Genomic DNA, 17,939 nt, shown 5'->3' on the forward strand with positions numbered 1-17,939 from the left:
TTTCCATACCGATCACACACCTTTTTAGAGTAATATTATCAGTATGTCCAAGTTTAGGAGATTACTTGCGAGGACTTTAGAGTTTTTGCACCAGAACCCGATTATTGGTTCCGGGACAAATGTGTTGCGCCCTTAATAAATTCATAGATATGCCCAACCTGTTTATAAAGGTGATTCTAAGTGATTTATAAACGTTTATTTTAATTGAACACCTTTATAAACAAATGTGATATAATTACGGTAACAAATGTAAGGAGAATACAAAACGTGGCAAATATTTATGGATATATACGTGTAAGTGCAAAAGATCAAAATGAACAACGTCAATTACATAAGATGATGGAACGAGGGGTGGAAGCTCGACGTATTTTTGTCGATAAAGCAAGTGGAAGACATTTCGATCGTCCTCAGTATCAATTATTACGAAAAATATTGAGTTCAGGTGATATTGTTTACATAGATGCCTTAGATCATATGGGGCGTAATTATGATGAAGTAATTGAGGAGTGGAAATACATAACAAGAGAATTACAAGCAGATATTGTTGTCTTAGAAAATGAAACGCTGTTTGATAGTCGTAAATTCCGTGATATGGGTGATATGGGACGATTAATGGAAGATCAATTTTTATCTTTGTTATCTTACGTTGCAGATCAAGAACGAAAAAAAATTCATCAGAGACAAGCGGAAGGGATTGCGATAGCTAAATCTCAAGGAAAACATTTAGGCCGTCCTCAAGTGAACCTTTCGACCTTAAGCAAACAACAAATAAATACAATAGAAGAAACTCATTCAAAATGGAAGAGTGGAGAAATTACTGCTGTTATGTTTATGGAAATGTTAGAGTTAAGGAAAAACACGTTTTATAAACTAATGAAAGAATATGAAAGCAAATTGAATTGAGCTGGCCAATATCCAGTTCTTTTTTTGTTTGTAGCAACGCTCTTGAAAAATAAAAAGGAGCTCGTTAAATCGGGGAGATTTTCAGATGTAGCGATTCAATCTGTTAATCATTCACACACCTATAGGAGGATGAACAAGCCATGAAAACCGCGAGAATGTTTTCAATACTTATCTACTTATTGAAGAAAAATATAGTGTCTGCTGAAGAATTAGCCAATGAATTTGAAGTAAGTACAAGAACGATTTATAGAGATATGGATGCTTTGTCGTCAATCGGTATCCCTATTATTTCATATTTAGGAAAGAATGGTGGATTTACTTTAATTGATAACTATCAACTAGATAAATTTACATTTAATGAAGAGGAAAAGAAATTTTTATTAGAAGGTTTAACATTAAAAAATGAATTATTTGATACGAATCAACTGTCAATTTTACAAAGAAAAATAGAACTATTGAAAGAAAATAAAGAAGACTATCATTCTAACATTACGATAACATCATCTACCCTGCACAGAGAAATTATAGAAGACGAAACAAAAGTGAAGATAAAAAAAATACTCTCTATAATTGATGAAGGAAATAAAATTTGTATTTCTTATGTTTCACAAACAGCGAATGTATCTAGTCGAATTATTCAACCTTTAAAACTAAATTTTATGAATGGTAGTTGGTATTTAGAAGCCTTTTGTGAATCCAGAAAAGCTTTAAGGTTATTTAAATTGACTAGGATAAGAAATATGGAAGTAATACATGACAATACTAGAACTGTCTATACGGAAGAAAATGAGTATTTGACTAATAAGTCAGCTAAAGTCGAGGAAATTATATTACTGTTTTCGAAAAGTGAACTTGGGAAACTATACGATTTTTTTACTGAGGATGAAATATCTGTACTTGAAGATGGGAGTTTAAAAGTAACCTTTAATTATGACATCAATAAAAATTTACTGCCATTTTTATTGATGTTTGGTAGGCATGTAAAGGTACTATCTCCACTATGGCTTAAAAATGAATATAGGAATGAAATTAAATTTATTTATAAAAGCTGACAGACTGTTGTCATAGTATGAATGCTACACTTTCTATATCAACTAGTAGGAGGAATTAACAATGAATGTAGTAGTTACTGAAAAACATATTTATGGAAAAAGAATAAGAACAAATAATCAAAATACAGATGCACTACTTAGTCTATGGGAAGAGATTCTTCGTTTAAATTTAAAAGGTGATGTATATGCTGTTTATAATAATTATGAAAGTGATTTTACAGGTGATTATGATTTGCATATTGGTACTGAAGAGAAATTTATTGATGAAAGTAGTGTCATCATTCCAGTAGGTAACTATCATGTTGTAGAAGTAGATAATACTGATCCACAAGGTGTTTTTAACGCTTGGGTGGATATCTGGAAAAGTGATATAAAAAGAGCATACAAAACTGATTTTCAATTTCACTCTAAAGACGGTAGTATAAGGATATTTCTGTCGGTTGAATAATGAACAGTAAGCTTACTAACTACAATGGAGGATTGGAACAGATGGATGAGAAAAATCGAGACTTTTCAGATGCTGACCCCAGCGGTCAAAATTCCTGGGCTTCCTCTGTCACAATTCATAGTGACCTTCTTGCCACTAAGGATCTTGTCTATAGCCTATGCAGGTTCGAGTGTTCTCAACCACGAATAGAAGTACAAAATGCTGAATATGGGGCCTATGTATTTAATCTGAACGCTCTCTCTATTAGATTTCGTGTCGCTAAAATTACTCCTACAAAGGTCGGGCAATTTGTGACTTTGTGGGAGAGAAGTGGGGATGGACCGATCCAACCATATGACATATCAGATCCAGTCGATTTGTTTGTTATTAGTACCCGTCAAGGGAATAACTTTGGTCAATTTGTATTTCCCAAAGCTGTTCTATATAAACAGGATATAGTATCCAATAAGGGTAAAGGTGGTAAACGAGCAATACGCGTTTATCCACCTTGGGACAAGCCTAAGAGCCGTCAGGCTCAAAAAACTCAAATATGGCAGCTAGAATATTTCTTAGAGATACCTGTAAATATACCAATAGACTGCGTTCGTGCTCAAATGCTCTACAGTCTAAATCATTAATATAAAACAGTTTATATGCCAAACTAAACTACAAACCGCTTCCTTAAAGTACAGGGGACCGGTTAAAGTGTGTCCAAATTGTGTCTAAACGTACAATTTTCTTTTTTTGATATGGTGACCCCATTGCTATCAAGCTAATATTTTGAAGCATCCCCAAAACAAAAAAATTGTACATTTTCATCTGGAGATGTCAATTTTCTCGTTTTGGGGTATTTGCTTTTCTTAGGTTGATGAGCATGGGGTACAGCCGAGATACGTGTAAAAACAGGTCATAGGCTTACTTTTATTTCCAACTACGAACTATTGAGCTTATAGAGGAATCGTTTCTTCTATTGGCTTGGGGATTTTTTGTAAATCAATTATATAATCCCCGAATCGTTTTATATGTCTAGCTATGTAAGGACTTAGCCTTTCTAAATCTTGGCGTGAAAAGCAATAATCTTCTTTTTTTAGTTGCCATAAAATCATAGTGATATTTACGAAAAAACTTTAGAGCACTAAAGTAGTATCAAAAATTATAAAGTAAAAACAGAACATGAAATGCGCAAAAAAAATTATCGCAGGGCAGATTCTCAAATCATTTGAAAATCCACCCTGCGATAACGTGCTCATTCATACGTGCAAACTATTAATATCCGAAAATATCTACTTCAGCTGCTGAAGCATATCCATTTTTTCCGTTCGTTACTTCTATTTTTACATATTTCGCAGAAACAGGTTCGAATGTTGCAAATTCTTTTCCTCCAGTACTTTTCCATGTTCCAGACGATACTTTTTGATAGTTAGAGCCATCCGTGCTTGTATAAATATTGTATCCTAAAATACGACCATTCTCCGACCAATCTTGTCTTGGGAGACATGATAATAGGGTGATGGTTCGTATTTGACCGAGGTCTAGCGTTAAATTGTATGGATATTGATTCGGTGTACTCCATTGGCTATGCCAAATTGTATTTGGATTGTCATCAATTGCGTTATTTGCTGGATCGCGCCATGATTCCTCACTGTTGGCACTCGCCTTCATTATTTTTTTAGATAATACAGCAAGTGGTTTAACAGGTTTAGCATCCGTCGCTTCCCATATAGGTGCAACTAATGTTGGATTATTTAAACCTTCTACTTTTTGTCTTGTTTCTTGGGTTGCTTTCAATCCCCATTTATCAAAAAACGGAAGTAAATTTTGTTTTGCTACCTTCGATGTATTGTAAATAAATGCTTGTATTTTATCTTCGTCCGTTTTTGGAAGTTGATCCTCTGGTAACTCTCGATATAGTTTGTGAAGATTTGGATAAAAATCATCGCCATATGCTAAATGAAGCTGCCAAATCATAACAAGTTTCACAAACAGGTCGTCAATATTTTTATATTCTTTATTCGTTTGTTTTAAGTATGCAAAGGCTCTATCATAATCTCCCTCTTTTTCTAAACGTGTTGGTTGATTCGGGAATAATTGCTTTTGTGCAGCTAAAGAATATAGATTAACAGTTACTTCACCCATACCTCTCAAATCATTCCACGTCCATGGGTATTGTTGTCTTGCATGTCCCGCTTCATGAATTTGTCCCCACCCAAATTCAGTTACGTTCAAAGTACTTTTAATTGCTTCGCCAGCAGTAGTAAATACGGCTCCATCCCAACTTGCATACATGCCCCACTCTTGTTTATTAGGATTTTCTACAAAAGCCCAAATACGCTGAGTTGAACGATGTAATGGATTAGGATCTGTTTTAGATAATCCCGATATTTTATCTTGCGCTTGAATCATTTCATCATATTTATTTAATAGAGGCACAGGATTCTGATCCACAATATATTTATTGGCACTATTACGAGTAACAGTAAGTACTGCTCGTTCTGATTTCAATTGTACCGCATGTGCATCTGGATATTTGTTCATCATGGCAATCCAGTCTTCTTTCGTGTGCTTCCCTAATTCAAAGAATGGCACAGGACTACCGCCTTTTGTTACTTTCACCTTGACTGTTCCTGTATCTTGATAGTTATCAAATCCTAATAAGCCGCCGTTTGGAGAAGAGACAGTATTAGAACCAGGAGAAAGATCAATTTCTTTTCCCCATTCTTTATCATATTGATGTGTCCCAATAATCGCTCTAATCTTTTGTGTTCCTGATACTTCAATTGTAACCTGTTCATTTGGTTTTACATAGATTCCTGTTGGCATATAGTTTTTTTGCTCACTTCTTTTTTCCCTTTTTGCTTCACCCCAAAAACTACCTGTCCCTGGAAGGTCGAACTCCCTCTGTTCATATTGCGTTGCAGTTTGTGCAGTTTGTGCAGTTTCAGCATAAACATTAAAACTATTTATAGCAATAGGTGTAAATAATGTTGTTGTCAAAATAGCAGAGGTTATGAATACTTTCTTTGTTTTTTGTAATCTATCATTCTTTCTGATGTTCATATAAATCAGTCCTTTCGTTTAAATTCGTTTTAACCTTCATACGAAATACCAGTTTTCTCACTAATTCCCAAAGTGGATTTATTAAATGCATACTTATTTTAAACAATGTTGATTATATTTTTGGATGAATACGAAAAAAGCACAGGAGTCTAACACTTCCAACTCTTTTCCTAATTATTCTAGATGCATATTACCTTCATTTATTTCTTAAATTATACATAAATCACTCCTCTAAGTAAGAAATTAAGATAAATGTCTAATCTCAAAACTCTTTAACTAATATTGGAATTACATATTAAGTATAATTTAAGAATAAAGTTATACAATTGAGAAAAATAAAAAATGTTAAAAATTTACACGCTCGTAAAATAAAAGTTAATTTTTAACATTTTTATGAAAAATAATGTGTTATATGGGAATGAATTTAATATATATGATGTTGAAAAATATTTTAACTAGAGTATTTTGAATTCATAAAAGTAAAAAAGATTAAGAAATTCTATTTTTTATAGATATGGCGGGTCAATATACGAATCGTTGCCGTACTCCTTAGACGAATGAAGGAGTTTTATCAAAAGACAAAAAATCCGATTTCAAATAATATTGGAAATAAAAGTAAGTCTGTAACCTATTTTTACACGTATCTCGGCTGTACCCCATGCCCATCAAGCTAATATTTTGAATTACCCCCAAAACGAAAATTTTATCTATTTACAGTTGGGGAACAACCAATTTCTTAACCTGATGTTGATGGGGTAGTACGCCAACTTACTCAAATATTTAAAAATGAAGATGCTGGATATAACAGAATCAGATATTTTTCATATCCAGCTAATAACAAAGCATTCGTAAAAGTCATCTCGTTCGCCTCTATTTAAAAGGTTTTCTTTATCGAGCAATCAATCAGCGTAAAAAGGAAGAAACACAGAGCTAAAAAACCTCTGTGTTTCTTCCTTTTTAAATACATTTATTAGAAGCTGGCTTACAATTCTTCCTTTGTAGGCTCTACAATTATTCTAACTCCACCTATCCATCCTGGTAAAAAGTTTTCAACAATTATCACTGGTTTTTTGTTGGGAACAATTGTTGTTGGTGTAAATGGAATACTTGTTAACTTTCTGTATCCTTTTTGTATCTGTTCTGCATCAATTAATCTTTCATTTATAATCTGTTCACTTTCTTGACCAGCAGAATCCGATTTGAAAGATACTTTAACAATATGTTCTTTCTCAGTTTCTTTATCTTCTGGTTTAACATATACTGTAATTTGATAAGGGGTATTATTCTTCAACTCTACTTGTTTGTATATTGCTACATGTTTATCAGCATAAAATACCCATTTTCCATTAAGAGCATTCTCTTCATCTTCTTCTAGAGTAATGGTTTCACCAGAGAAGAATTTCCATCCTGTCGGATCGCCATTCTCCCACCCATCATCAATAACTGGTACCGTAACGGTAATTATTTTTTCGTCACGTTCTTCATAATTATTTACTACTTTATATCTCACACGGTATGCACCTGGTTTCGAGGTATCAACATCATTAAATTCTACCGTAATTTTATCTGTAATATCTCCATCAATTGGATCTGTTGCTTTGAGTCCAATTGGTTCATAGTTTAACGGATCAAATGCCGTATCCTTTTTAATCTTAACATCATGTGCCTCTATAGTTGGTTTCGTATATACTATGACTTCTATTGGTTTTACATCAAATTGTTCATAACTATTTATCACTTTATATGTTACATGGTATTTACCCGGTTTCGAGGTATCAACATCATTAGATTCTACCGTAATTTTATCTGTAATATCTCCATCAATTGGATCTGTTGCTTTGAGCCCAATTGATTCATAGTTTAATGGATCAAATGCTAAGTCTTTCTTAATCGCGACATCATGCGCAGTTATAGTTGGTTTCGTATATACTACGACTTCTATTGTTTTCTCATCACTTTCTCCATAACTATTTACTACTTTATATTTTACACGATATGCACCTGGTTTCGAGGTATCAACATCATTAGATTCTACCGTAATTTTATCTGTAATATCTCCATCTACTTCATCTGTTGCCTTGAGTCCAATTGGCTCATAGTTTAACGGATCAAATGCTGTACCTATTTCAATATCAACAGGATTTGCCTCTATAGATGGTTTCGTAAAGTATGCTTCAAACAAAGTAACTCCGATCTGATGCTTGTTATTAGCAGCCCCTGTAGCTGAGCCAATAACAAAAGTATATTTCTGATTTAAATCAAACGCAGGATTTAATAACTCCCATGTTTGATATCTTGGTGTAGCAGATCTAGTAGAGGAATCATTGTTCTTCTCTTGAAGACTTGCTATTAGTTTGTTGTTACGCGCATCCCAATTGATAGTTAGAACCCGCCATGTATTATTAGGTGCAGGTATTTTTTGCATAGGAGCTAAGGCTGTTAAATAGTTTGCATTTCTATTTGTACTTACAAATCCTGCATGTGGTCCATTCATTTGACCATGCCCAAATGAATCGCCTGTTTCATCTGAAGTTGCTTTCCAATACGTATCTATTTCAAATCCTATCCCGTTTGGTGCTCCTAGAATTCCTAATCCTCCGCCCATGGTACCGATAAAACCAATTGATCCTCTATGAAACGCTATAGCAATACCATCAGCCCCACTGCTGTTAGATCCTAAGTATATATCTGCTACGAGAGTAAAATCACGTCTCATATCTAAGGCAGTTTTTCCAGCAATCGCACCTGCTTGAGTATTTATAGCTTCTGTTAAGGTTGTAATGTTAGTGTTAGGATCAAATTTAGCAGAACCATTTATGCTACATATGTTACGAATATCAATATATTGATTCTCTTGTACCTCTTTTTCGATGATAGATTTAGAATTCAAATTACGTATCCCCCTTTAAAAATATTTAACAGCACACTTAAAATACCATTTTATGTAACTAACAAGAAGCAAAATCTTGTCAGTTAAGTTGAGAAATATAATTGCTAAACTTAATGTACAGAGAAACAGTTAATTTGTGTCTAAACGTATCCTTTTAAGAACGCAAAAAGAAGAATCCCAAATGGACTCTTCTTTTGTTTGATGTACATTTTATATCTTCAAGCTGTTGGGTGCCCTAAATATATTATTAATCAATAAATTGTTGTTTATAGATTTATCGGGCTTCAATCTTTTTATTTTCAGTACATTGAACGTATACTTTTATTGTATATTTTGAGAATATCAGGGAATTTAGTGTGAAGTCAATATTTAAGGGGATTTGAAAGTAAACTAATAGAGGTCACTATACATTACTATCAACCTAAGATGAATTTATACCCATAATTCATAGAAAGAGTTATTCTTTTTGTAGAAATATACAGAAAGGATGGCGTTTTTGTATGAATCTATCGATTCAAGATGAGTTTCATTTGTTCGCTGAGGAACTACAGCGACATTTATCTCCCGATACCTTTCAACAACTTGCACAGGAAACAGGTTTTGTAAAACGTAAAAGTAAATATGGGGCACGAGATTTGGCTGCTTTATGTATTTGGATCAGTCAACATGTAGCAAGCGATTCTCTTACTCGATTATGTAGTCAGCTTTATGCAAATACAGCTACACTTATGAGTCCAGAAGGACTTAATCAACGTTTTAACCGATGCGCTGTTTTATTTCTACAGCGTGTATTTTCCCTTTTAATCAAAAGTAAACTAAACGACTCGTCTCAAATCTCAAACCAATACACCTCTTATTTTCAACGTATACGTATTTTAGATGCTACTATTTTTCAAGTACCCAATCATTTGGCCCCTATTTATCCTGGTTCAGGAGGATGTGCACAAACAGCCGGTATTAAGATTCAGCTAGAGTATGATTTACATAGTGGGAAATTCCTCAACTTTCAAATAGAACCGGGTAAAAATAATGATAAAACCTTTGGTACTGAGTGTTTGGATACCTTACGCCCAGGAGATTTATGTATTCGAGATTTAGGATACTTTTCTCTAAAAGATTTAGACCAGATGGATCAACGGGGAGTATTCTATGTTTCACGGTTGAAATTAAATAATAGAGTATATGTGAAAAATGAATCTCCAGAATTCTTTCGGGATGGGACAGTAAAAAAGCAATCTTTATATGCTTTACTTGACCTTGAACATGTCATGCATCAGATAAAACCAGGAGATACTTATGAAATTCAGAATGCCTATGTTGGACAACAAAAATTACCCTCACAAGTTGTAATATACAGACTCACATCAACTCAAGTTCATAAACGTAGGAAACAGCAAACTTATGTTGAAAAGAAAAAAAGGGTTACATACTCTGAAAAAAGTAAACGTTTAACAGAAATCAATGTTTATATTACCAACATCCCATGGGAAATTGTTCCGATGGAACATGTTCATGAGATTTACTCTCTACGTTGGCAAATAGAGATTGTATTTAAAACATGGAAATCTCTTTTTGGTATCAATCATTGTCACAATATTAAGCGAGAGCGTCTAGAATATCATCTTTATGGACAGTTAATCGCTATTTTTCTTTGTTCTTCCACTATGTTCAAAATGAGACAACTGTTACTACAGAAAAAGCAAAAAGAATTAAGTGAATATAAAGCTGTTTACATGATTCAAGATCATCTGTACTTAGTATATGGAGCTATACAAAAAGACACCCAAGAAGTATCAAAAATTTTCCTTCGTCTGTTTGACCTCTTAAAGAAAAACGACAATAGTAGCCGACGGCTACTAAAATAATATCCTTTTTAAACTGTTTTCCTTTAAAATACCCCATATAGCATTCTCCTGCTCACACTTTTTCTACAGGTTATCTCAGTTTAGAAATTGCAACAGAACCTCAAAGGGCAAGTTTTTAATCTCTTGTATATTGTGACTCATTCCATCTTGCAAAACACTCCAGAAATTCAAAGGATAACGATTTGAACTTTCTAAAATTGGTTTAAGCTTTTTTGTTCCTTTACCATCATTATCAATGATAGCATTTGCGATTTGAGATTTATATTTATCGCCTTTACTTGCGAGAGTTGCTGCGTATTGAGCTAGTTGAAGAGGAGTATGGACTTCATTTCCCCCCCAAGAAGCATTTAATAAAGCAGAAATTCCACTTTCAAACTTACTAGATGCATGTAATTGATATTGTCCTTCTTCCTCAAAGGGTAAATCAACTCCACTTTTGGAACGGAGGCCGAATTGTTTTAAATAATTTGTCCAAGTGGTTGATACTTTTTCTAAACTCCCATTATTTTTGTTAAATAAAGGTATCGCTACTTTTGCTGTCATAAATGTATTCGATGAATTCGTAATGGCTTGACTTGGTGTAATTTCACCAGTTGGAGTCCCAGCGGCATTGGTAACATTATTTTGATCATTATATTGAAAACTGCCGGTATCTAAATAGGTATCTGCAGGTTGAAAAAGCTTTTCGTTTAATCCAATTAAAATAGTAAGAGGTTTTATTGTCGATGCCATATTTACATAGGATTCACCATACTTTAATTTTTGGATTGTTTTATTTTGAGAAAGTCGTTTTATGTTTTCTTTTCCGAGCGACGATAAATATCTATTTGGATCAAAAGCTGACGAGTTAGCCATAGTTAATATTTTTCCTGTTTTTACGTCTATCACCACAGCATAACCAGCATTAGCATCACGTGTATTCTTAATTTGAGATCTTAGTGCTTCTTCTGTTTTTTGCTGAAGCTTATAATCTAGTGCTAGCTGAATATCTTTTCCTTTTTGAGGACTTTGTATGTTCCATAAGAACTTTTTATCTTTAATTTTAAAAAGGAGAGTTTTTCCTGGTATCCCTTTTAAATCATTTTCATACTGAAGCTCAATTCCATTTCTACCAGCAGGAACATAATTAGAATAAGAGTTGTTTTTTTCAGAATCTACATATCCAATTACTTGTGAAGCGATTTCATGCTGTGGATAAACACGTATCAATTCATTTTTTACTTTTTTATTTGTAGCTAGTATTACTCCGTTTTCATCAAAAATTTTACCTCTTTCAGGTGGAGAAGTTGTGATAGAAAACGAGATAAAATTCGTTGCAAATAAAATCGCAACAATCATGCTTAGAATGAAAAGGATTGCCAAAATCGTCCACACTTTTGTTTTTATATGTAACATAATACCCTCCCTTATGAAGATTCTATTTTATCCTAAAGTTAATTATTTTTTTATAAATGTGGAACAAATTAATTACTTAGATTGTCTATTAAGTGTAATGCTAAAAACTAGTGCCCAAACTGGATACAATGTATCCAGTTTGACATCTATTTTAAGTATTGCAAAATATGAGAGGACTGATCATTATGAAAAGTACAAGGATGTTAAAAATAGGGATGTGCGTTGGACTACTAAGTTTAAGTCTTATAAGTGTAAGACTCTTTACAGGTGGACCCGCGCAGGCGGAAGCGAAAGAAAAAATAGAGCAAACAAAAAGTACAAGTCATGCGACTCATCGAGAGTTCGTTCAACTCGAGCAAAAGTTTGATGCTCGGATTGGCGTCTATGCTATCGACACCGGTACAAACCGGACAGTCGCTTATCGACCTAATGAACGGTTCGCTTACGCATCCACCTATAAGGCTCTTGCTGCAGGAGCAGTGCTACAGCAAAACTCCATTGATAAACTCGATGAAGTTATCACCTATACAAAAGATGACCTAGTCACGTATTCACCAATTACAGAGAAACACGTGGATACTGGTATGACTCTTGGAGAAATTGCGGAGGCTGCTATCCGCTACAGCGATAACACCGCGGGGAACCTTTTATTTAACAAACTGGACGGTCCTAATGGATTTGAAAAAGCACTCAAGCAGATTGGTGATAGGGTTACCAAAGCTGATCGCTATGAGACAGATTTGAACGAAGCTACTCCAGGAGACATCCGTGACACAAGTACAGCAAAAGCACTTGCTACCGACCTTAAGGCTTTCACGGTCGACGATGTGCTCTCAGCTGACAAGCGTAAAATCCTCACGGATTGGATGCGTGGAAACACTACTGGAGACCAACTGATCCGTGCTGGCGTGCCAAAAGACTGGGAGGTTGGTGATAAGTCCGGAGCCGCAAGCTACGGAACGCGAAACGACATTGCCATCGTTTGGCCACCGAATAGAGAGCCCATTATCATCGCAATTCTGTCCAGCCGCGATACGCAGGATGCTACCTATAATAATGAACTTATCGCGCAGGCTGCCAAGGTCACAATCAACGCCCTCAAGTGATTGTAGTGATTGTAGTGATTGTACCGCAGTTTCCTCATTCCCTTTATCCAATACCATCTAAAGGATAAAACTAAGAAGCCGATTCTTTTTTATATTAAAAGAATCGGCTTTTTACATTCTTATCATTACGTTTATGCTAACAAGAGGCATTTTTTAGTCTCTACTTGTTGAGATGGGCATGTATGGTGACCCATGATAAAAATTAATTAAAAGGTGTCTATCCTATAAGAAAGCATCTATTTCATATTCTGACAAAAAATTATGAAATGATTACGACACATAAAAAAGAAAGTTACAGTTAGAACGTACAGAGACTAAATTAACAATTTAAATGCAAGTAAGGATATTATTATTATTTATACCTTATTGCCGTTTCTGTTCCGTTACTACACAACCCCCTTTTTTTACTGTCCCATCCCGAAAGAATTCTGGAGAATCATTTTTCACATATACTCTATTATTTAATTTCAACCGCGAAACATAGAATACACCTCGTTGATCCATCTGGTCTAAATCTTTTAGAGAAAAGTATCCTAAATCTCGAATACATAAATCTCCTGGGCATACGCATTTTAGATGCTACTATTTTTCAAGTCCCCAATCATTTGGCTCCTATTTATCCTGGTTCAGGAGGATGTGCACAAACAGCCGGTATTAAAATTCAGCTAGAGTATGATTTACATAGTGGAAAATTCCTCAATTTTCAAATGGAGCCAGGTAAAAATAATGATAAAACCTTTGGTACAGATATTGTTTAGATACCTTATACTCTATTGATACAAGTGTAGTAGACTGATAAAATCATAGTTAAGAGCGTCTCATAAGACTTGTCTCAAAAATGAGGTGATATTTTGCGGAAAATCGGTTATATTCGTGTCAGTTCGACTAGCCAGAATCCTTCAAGACAATTTCAGCAGCTGAACGAGATCGGAATGGATATTATATATGAAGAGAAAGTTTCAGGAGCAACAAAGGATCGCGAGCAACTTCAAAAAATGTTAGAGGATTTACAGGAAGATGACATCATTTATGTTACAGACTTAACTCGAATCACTCGTAGTACACAAGATCTATTTGAATTAATCGATAACATACGAGATAAAAAGGCAGGCTTAAAATCACTAAAAGATACATGGCTTGATTTATCAGAAGATAATCCATACAGCCAATTCTTAATTACTGTAATGGCTGGTGTTAACCAATTAGAGCGAGATCTTATTCGGATGCGACAACGTGAAGGGATTGAATTGGCTAAGAAAGAAGGAAAGTTTAAAGGTCGATTAAAGAAGTATCATAAAAATCACGTAGGAATGAATTATGCGGTAAAGCTATATAAAGAAGGAAATATGACTGTAAATCAAATTTGTGAAATTACTAATGTATCTAGGGCTTCATTTACCAGACAAAGTAGCTCCTTGGCTTTGGGGATGGCCAAATCGTTTTCTTAATCGAATGGATAAAGCAGATACTCGAGTTATCGTTGTAGGAGGAAATGGGTTTGGATTTTCAAGTGGATTTGACTCATCTGAAGATATAAAACGCCTTCCTGACGATTATACAGGTGGAATATGGACAAATCGCATTGATAAAATAGCACCATTATTTAAGAAATAAGAGATGATATAACAATCGAAGTTTTTTTTATATGTTTAACCATTTATATTTTAAAAGAAGACTTATTAATAATGTTGAAGTTTTATATGCCGATAAGCACCCCTGATTTCCATTATGTATAGGAAATCAGGGGTGTTTTTGGATGAATGGAACTTACTTTATTTATATTCAAACAGAAGTACGACAACGATCAAAGAATAACCCGCTAGATGTAAAAAATGAGCTGAATCCGCATAAATAACTAACTGTAGAGAAGTAAATTTTTCGTTTGGGGGTACTTTCAAAATCTTAGGTTGATGGGCATGAGGTAGCACCAACAAAACGCGAATTTCGTACGCTAAGCAAAAGTTTATAAAGAAAAAACCGATGTCCCTATATGTGCGGGACATCGGCTTTTGCTCATATCCTTTCACTTAGTTATTAAATTTTGACATAAAACTTAGATTACTACATTTTTCAAAAAGTAATAAAATTACCTATACTAACTAGAAAAGGGTTCATACTGTACATTTTAAAATATCAATTAAGCACTAATATTTTGGTTATGCGCCGTTTCACCTTTATGGGAAACATAACTATGTGCTATCATTCCTAACATTATTACAAACATACCACACCAAGATAAAATAGAAGGAAATGAAGAATGTAATAAAATTAGTTCTCCGATAACAGCAAAAAGCACCTCCATGGATTGTGTTGCTTCAACAGTTGCAAGTTTCTGCATATCTCCTTTAACCATATCAGTCGCTTTAAAAAATAAGATAGTTGCAATTACACCCGAACAAATAGCAACTAAAATAGATTGCATAGTTTGCTCTTTACTAGGCACTCCTGCTGTAAAAAGACCGTACAAGGATAGTAAAAACCAAAATGGTAAGCTAGCTAATGTCATTCCAAGGACACGTTGATAAGCATCTAGACGATCTCCACAAACCTCCATCATCTTACGATTCCCGAGCGGGTAAGCAAAAGAAGCTACAATAACAGGGATAATACCTAACAAAATATCTTTTACAGCAAGCGATTTTGCTTGTTCCATTTGCATAAGGAAAATACCAAGAAGAATAATCAATGACATACCCATACCCTTCATTGGGATTTTTCCTCTTTTCTTAAGAATTCCATCCGGTGTTTGAATGACCTGAATAAAAAGAGGAGCCAACAAAGATCCTGATATAATAGTAATTTGCCATGTCCCAGCAATTATCCATCCTGGTGCATGTGCAGCGGCAAAGCATAATGGAGTATAAAATAGACCAAAACCTACGAAACTCCATAAAAACCATGCTCTTAAATCCTCTCTCATAACTTGTAATAATACTTTTAATTTTTTCCTACTCATAACAAGAAGTAAAAGGAATGGAAGCATGAAAATAAACCTTAATGAGGCACTCCATATCCAGCTACCACCTGATAATTCCATTGCTCGATTCAATATAAACGTGAAAGCAAAAAAGAAAGCAGCACATATACCTAAAAAAATAGGGCGCAAATTTCTCACCTCAATCTGTCTCATAAGTCAGCAAATTCCCCAGACTTAACCAGTTTTGTTCTACAAGATGCGCTGTTGTTTCTTTATCTTTATTTTTGCACGCCCCTATAATTTGCTGATGTTGTTCTACTGATTTTAAACCATTTATAGAAGTGAACTGAGAAATTTCGAGACGTTGAATCTTAGATATACTTCGTTCTAATGCACGAATAATTTCAGGATTTCCTGCCACATCTAAAAAAACATTGTGGAATAACTCATCGGCTTCAATTGCTTTTATAATATCTTTTTTTTCAATAGATAATAGTAAGGCTTTATTACTGAACTCTAATTCTTGAATATCCGACTCTTTTAATAATGGCACTGCTAATCGAGCAGCTAACGAATGTAAAACTGCTACCACAGTAAATGCGTGTTTCGCCTCCTCAAGATTTAATGGTGCAACACGAGTAACTGAACCAGGAATAGATTCAACAAGTCCTTCATCCTCAAGACGTTTCAACGCCTCTCTAACTGGAGTACGGCTAATTCCGAATTCTTCTGCTAACTCTTTGTCATTTAAGCGTTGCTCCGGTTGCAGCTCTAATGTAACAATTGCTTTTTTCAAAGTTAGATATACTTCATCTCTAAATGACATACGTTTAATGGGTTTAATAATATCTTTTTTCATAAAACCAATATATCGGATATTGGTTTTATGGTCAACTGTAATTTTTTAATAAGATACATTCAATTAGCAAGTTCTAAAAACGACCGTTTAAGGAACTTTATTTATGGACTAATGCATCCGATAGGCTAAAGAGATCTTTTTTTATTTTGTTCAGTAATGAAGCCAGATTCTTGAGTAAGAGAAGGAAGGTTTTTTGTTTAATGTTAGCGAATAGAAAAAAGAAAATTTTTAAGGAGGATATAGAATGTCGCAGTCATTATTAGCTGGTATGGAAGGGGCATTTATACCAGTCAAAGATCCAAAAATATCAGCTGAATGGTATGAAGAAAAATTAGGATTTAAACTTATTTACATTGAGAAAGAAGCCGCAGTTATGAAAATTGCAGAAGAGTCGTAAACAGTAGTATGTCTTGTAAGAACCGTTAATCACCAACCGATGAAGTTTCCTGAGAATGGCTTTGGAGTAGGAAAATACTATAACTTTATTCCAAGAGATATTAACGAGACTTACCGACTATTAATTGAACGTGGTGTCAAAGTAAATCCTATTAGTGGAGAAGGGACTACCCAATTCTTTACGTTTTTTGATCCAGATGGAAATCCTTTGGGTGTTTGTCATATATACATTGATACCACTGAGTCGTTTACTACGAGGAGAATACTTCATTCCTTTCTTTTTTTCTCTTACAGTTTGATCTTGTAATCGTTTTTGTTGTTGTTCTTTTGTTAGCTGATGAACAATCACACGAGTTGGTACTTTATCAGTTATTCCTACATAAGCGTCGATATTTCACATGTTTGTCCTGGTTGAAGAGAGTTCATTAAGACCTCCATATCTATCTGTATATACTCTGTACCTTTCTTGATTCTTCCATCTTGAAAATAATCAGGGGTGGGATTTTTTTGATAAATACGTGTATTTGATTTAATACGAGAGATATAGTAAGCCTTTTTATCTTGTATATGTTGAAGATCTTTCAAGTGAAAATAACCTAAATCACGGATACATAAATCATTCGCTGTCACAGTTGGGACACACAGAGAACCATAGGTTCGATCATGTTGTTTACCTGGACCTGTATGAATATGTAGGAACTGTCCACTTAATAGATCATACTCAAGTTGAATCTTCACCCCCGCTGTATGGCTGCATCCTCCTGCACCTGGATAAACAGATGAAAATACATCGGGAAGTTGAAATGCAGTTGAATCTAGGATATGAATACGCTTGAAAATAGAAGTGTATGGAGAAGTGAGCAGCTTAGTTGAAGATAACTTTTGGTTGAGAAGTTCGGCTAACACTTGTTGTAGAAATTGCACGGCTGTGGCATTAAATCGTTGATTCAGTCCCTCAGGACTGATGAGCATTTCTGTTGATGCTTCTAAACAGCTACATAACTGAGTTAAAGAGGTTTTAGCGACATTTTGACTCATCCATACACATAAAGCGACTAAATCTTTTGCTTGG

The 17,939-nt window shown here is 34.4% G+C and carries 10 protein-coding genes and 8 pseudogenes; 10 read left to right on the forward strand and 8 right to left on the reverse strand.

Going from position 1 to position 17,939, the window contains the following annotated elements:
• Window positions 1-267: 267 nt before the first annotated feature.
• The 4 genes from AZF08_RS16655 to AZF08_RS16670 all read left to right on the forward strand — a co-directional run bounded on the left by AZF08_RS16655 (window position 268) and on the right by AZF08_RS16670 (window position 3,020).
• Window positions 268-903 carry a recombinase family protein gene (locus tag AZF08_RS16655; RefSeq protein WP_033679012.1) on the forward strand — a complete coding sequence of 212 codons (636 nt, stop codon included), beginning with the start codon at window positions 268-270 and terminating at the stop codon, window positions 901-903.
• A 140-nt stretch (window positions 904-1,043) separates the two neighbouring features.
• Window positions 1,044-1,955, forward strand: coding sequence for a helix-turn-helix transcriptional regulator (locus tag AZF08_RS16660; RefSeq protein ID WP_033679013.1), 912 nt, complete (start codon window positions 1,044-1,046; stop codon window positions 1,953-1,955).
• Between the two features lie 61 nt (window positions 1,956-2,016).
• Window positions 2,017-2,403 carry a GyrI-like domain-containing protein gene (locus AZF08_RS16665; protein ID WP_033679014.1) on the forward strand — a complete coding sequence of 129 codons (387 nt, stop codon included), beginning with the start codon at window positions 2,017-2,019 and terminating at the stop codon, window positions 2,401-2,403.
• A gap of 41 nt (window positions 2,404-2,444) precedes the next feature.
• Entirely contained in the window at window positions 2,445-3,020 is a 576-nt protein-coding gene (locus AZF08_RS16670) for a MepB family protein (RefSeq protein WP_033679015.1), read from the forward strand.
• Window positions 3,021-3,648: 628 nt separating this feature from the next.
• Here the strand turns inward: AZF08_RS16670 and AZF08_RS16675 are convergent.
• Window positions 3,649-5,439: a M60 family metallopeptidase gene (locus tag AZF08_RS16675; protein WP_033679016.1), complete on the reverse strand. Its 1,791-nt coding sequence runs from the start codon at window positions 5,437-5,439 to the stop codon at window positions 3,649-3,651.
• Between the two features lie 982 nt (window positions 5,440-6,421).
• Window positions 6,422-8,329, reverse strand: coding sequence for a lectin-like domain-containing protein (locus AZF08_RS16680; RefSeq protein WP_033679017.1), 1,908 nt, complete (start codon window positions 8,327-8,329; stop codon window positions 6,422-6,424).
• A gap of 500 nt (window positions 8,330-8,829) precedes the next feature.
• Here AZF08_RS16680 and AZF08_RS16685 point away from each other — a divergent pair.
• Window positions 8,830-10,191 (forward strand): annotated as a pseudogene (locus AZF08_RS16685) (IS4 family transposase); the annotation flags it as partial.
• Here AZF08_RS16685 and AZF08_RS29980 read toward each other — a convergent pair.
• Window positions 10,154-10,231, reverse strand: a pseudogene (locus tag AZF08_RS29980) (IS6 family transposase); the annotation flags it as partial. The pseudogenes AZF08_RS16685 and AZF08_RS29980 overlap by 38 nt on opposite strands.
• A 59-nt stretch (window positions 10,232-10,290) precedes the next feature.
• A pseudogene (locus AZF08_RS16690) lies at window positions 10,291-11,589 on the reverse strand (penicillin-binding transpeptidase domain-containing protein); the annotation flags it as partial.
• A gap of 167 nt (window positions 11,590-11,756) precedes the next feature.
• Between AZF08_RS16690 and bla the strand changes: the two are divergent.
• Window positions 11,757-12,695 (forward strand): class A beta-lactamase, encoded by a 939-nt coding sequence (bla, locus tag AZF08_RS16695; RefSeq protein WP_063177321.1) that lies wholly within the window; start codon window positions 11,757-11,759, stop codon window positions 12,693-12,695.
• 399 nt (window positions 12,696-13,094) lie between these two features.
• Here bla and AZF08_RS28825 read toward each other — a convergent pair.
• Window positions 13,095-13,256 (reverse strand): annotated as a pseudogene (locus AZF08_RS28825) (transposase); the annotation flags it as partial.
• Between the two features lie 2 nt (window positions 13,257-13,258).
• Between AZF08_RS28825 and AZF08_RS28830 the strand changes: the two are divergent.
• From AZF08_RS28830 to AZF08_RS28835, 3 genes and pseudogenes are all read left to right on the forward strand, one after another.
• Window positions 13,259-13,488 (forward strand): annotated as a pseudogene (locus tag AZF08_RS28830) (transposase); the annotation flags it as partial.
• 58 nt (window positions 13,489-13,546) lie between these two features.
• Window positions 13,547-14,143 carry a recombinase family protein gene (locus tag AZF08_RS16700; RefSeq protein WP_033678840.1) on the forward strand — a complete coding sequence of 199 codons (597 nt, stop codon included), beginning with the start codon at window positions 13,547-13,549 and terminating at the stop codon, window positions 14,141-14,143.
• A pseudogene (locus AZF08_RS28835) lies at window positions 14,085-14,309 on the forward strand (glycerophosphodiester phosphodiesterase family protein); the annotation flags it as partial. The gene AZF08_RS16700 and the pseudogene AZF08_RS28835, both read left to right, overlap by 59 nt.
• A gap of 523 nt (window positions 14,310-14,832) precedes the next feature.
• Here the strand turns inward: AZF08_RS28835 and AZF08_RS16705 are convergent.
• Together AZF08_RS16705 and AZF08_RS16710 are read right to left on the reverse strand one after the other, a co-directional pair.
• Window positions 14,833-15,825, reverse strand: coding sequence for a DMT family transporter (locus AZF08_RS16705; RefSeq protein ID WP_033678841.1), 993 nt, complete (start codon window positions 15,823-15,825; stop codon window positions 14,833-14,835).
• Window positions 15,812-16,471, reverse strand: coding sequence for a GntR family transcriptional regulator (locus tag AZF08_RS16710; protein ID WP_033678842.1), 660 nt, complete (start codon window positions 16,469-16,471; stop codon window positions 15,812-15,814). Before AZF08_RS16710 ends, AZF08_RS16705 begins: the two co-directional genes overlap by 14 nt.
• Before the next feature lie 244 nt (window positions 16,472-16,715).
• On the opposite strand from AZF08_RS16710, the pseudogene AZF08_RS16715 reads away from it, so the two are divergent.
• Window positions 16,716-17,087, forward strand: a pseudogene (locus AZF08_RS16715) (VOC family protein); the annotation flags it as partial.
• On the opposite strand, the pseudogene AZF08_RS16720 reads toward AZF08_RS16715, so the two are convergent.
• Window positions 17,079-17,939 (reverse strand): annotated as a pseudogene (locus AZF08_RS16720) (IS4 family transposase); the annotation flags it as partial. The pseudogenes AZF08_RS16715 and AZF08_RS16720 sit on opposite strands and share 9 nt — an antisense overlap.

This window comes from Bacillus gaemokensis (genome assembly GCF_001590835.1).
Classification (GTDB): domain Bacteria; phylum Bacillota; class Bacilli; order Bacillales; family Bacillaceae_G; genus Bacillus_A; species Bacillus_A gaemokensis.

Coding starts and splice junctions, on each gene's coding strand:
- AZF08_RS16670 (WP_033679015.1), top strand. CDS start 2,445: ATGGATGAGAAAAATCGAGACTTTTCAGATGCTGACCCCAGCGGTCAA.
- AZF08_RS16660 (WP_033679013.1), top strand. CDS start 1,044: ATGAAAACCGCGAGAATGTTTTCAATACTTATCTACTTATTGAAGAAA.
- AZF08_RS16705 (WP_033678841.1), bottom strand. CDS start 15,825: ATGAGACAGATTGAGGTGAGAAATTTGCGCCCTATTTTTTTAGGTATA.
- AZF08_RS16675 (WP_033679016.1), bottom strand. CDS start 5,439: ATGAACATCAGAAAGAATGATAGATTACAAAAAACAAAGAAAGTATTC.
- AZF08_RS16665 (WP_033679014.1), top strand. CDS start 2,017: ATGAATGTAGTAGTTACTGAAAAACATATTTATGGAAAAAGAATAAGA.
- bla (WP_063177321.1), top strand. CDS start 11,757: ATGAGAGGACTGATCATTATGAAAAGTACAAGGATGTTAAAAATAGGG.
- AZF08_RS16710 (WP_033678842.1), bottom strand. CDS start 16,471: ATGAAAAAAGATATTATTAAACCCATTAAACGTATGTCATTTAGAGAT.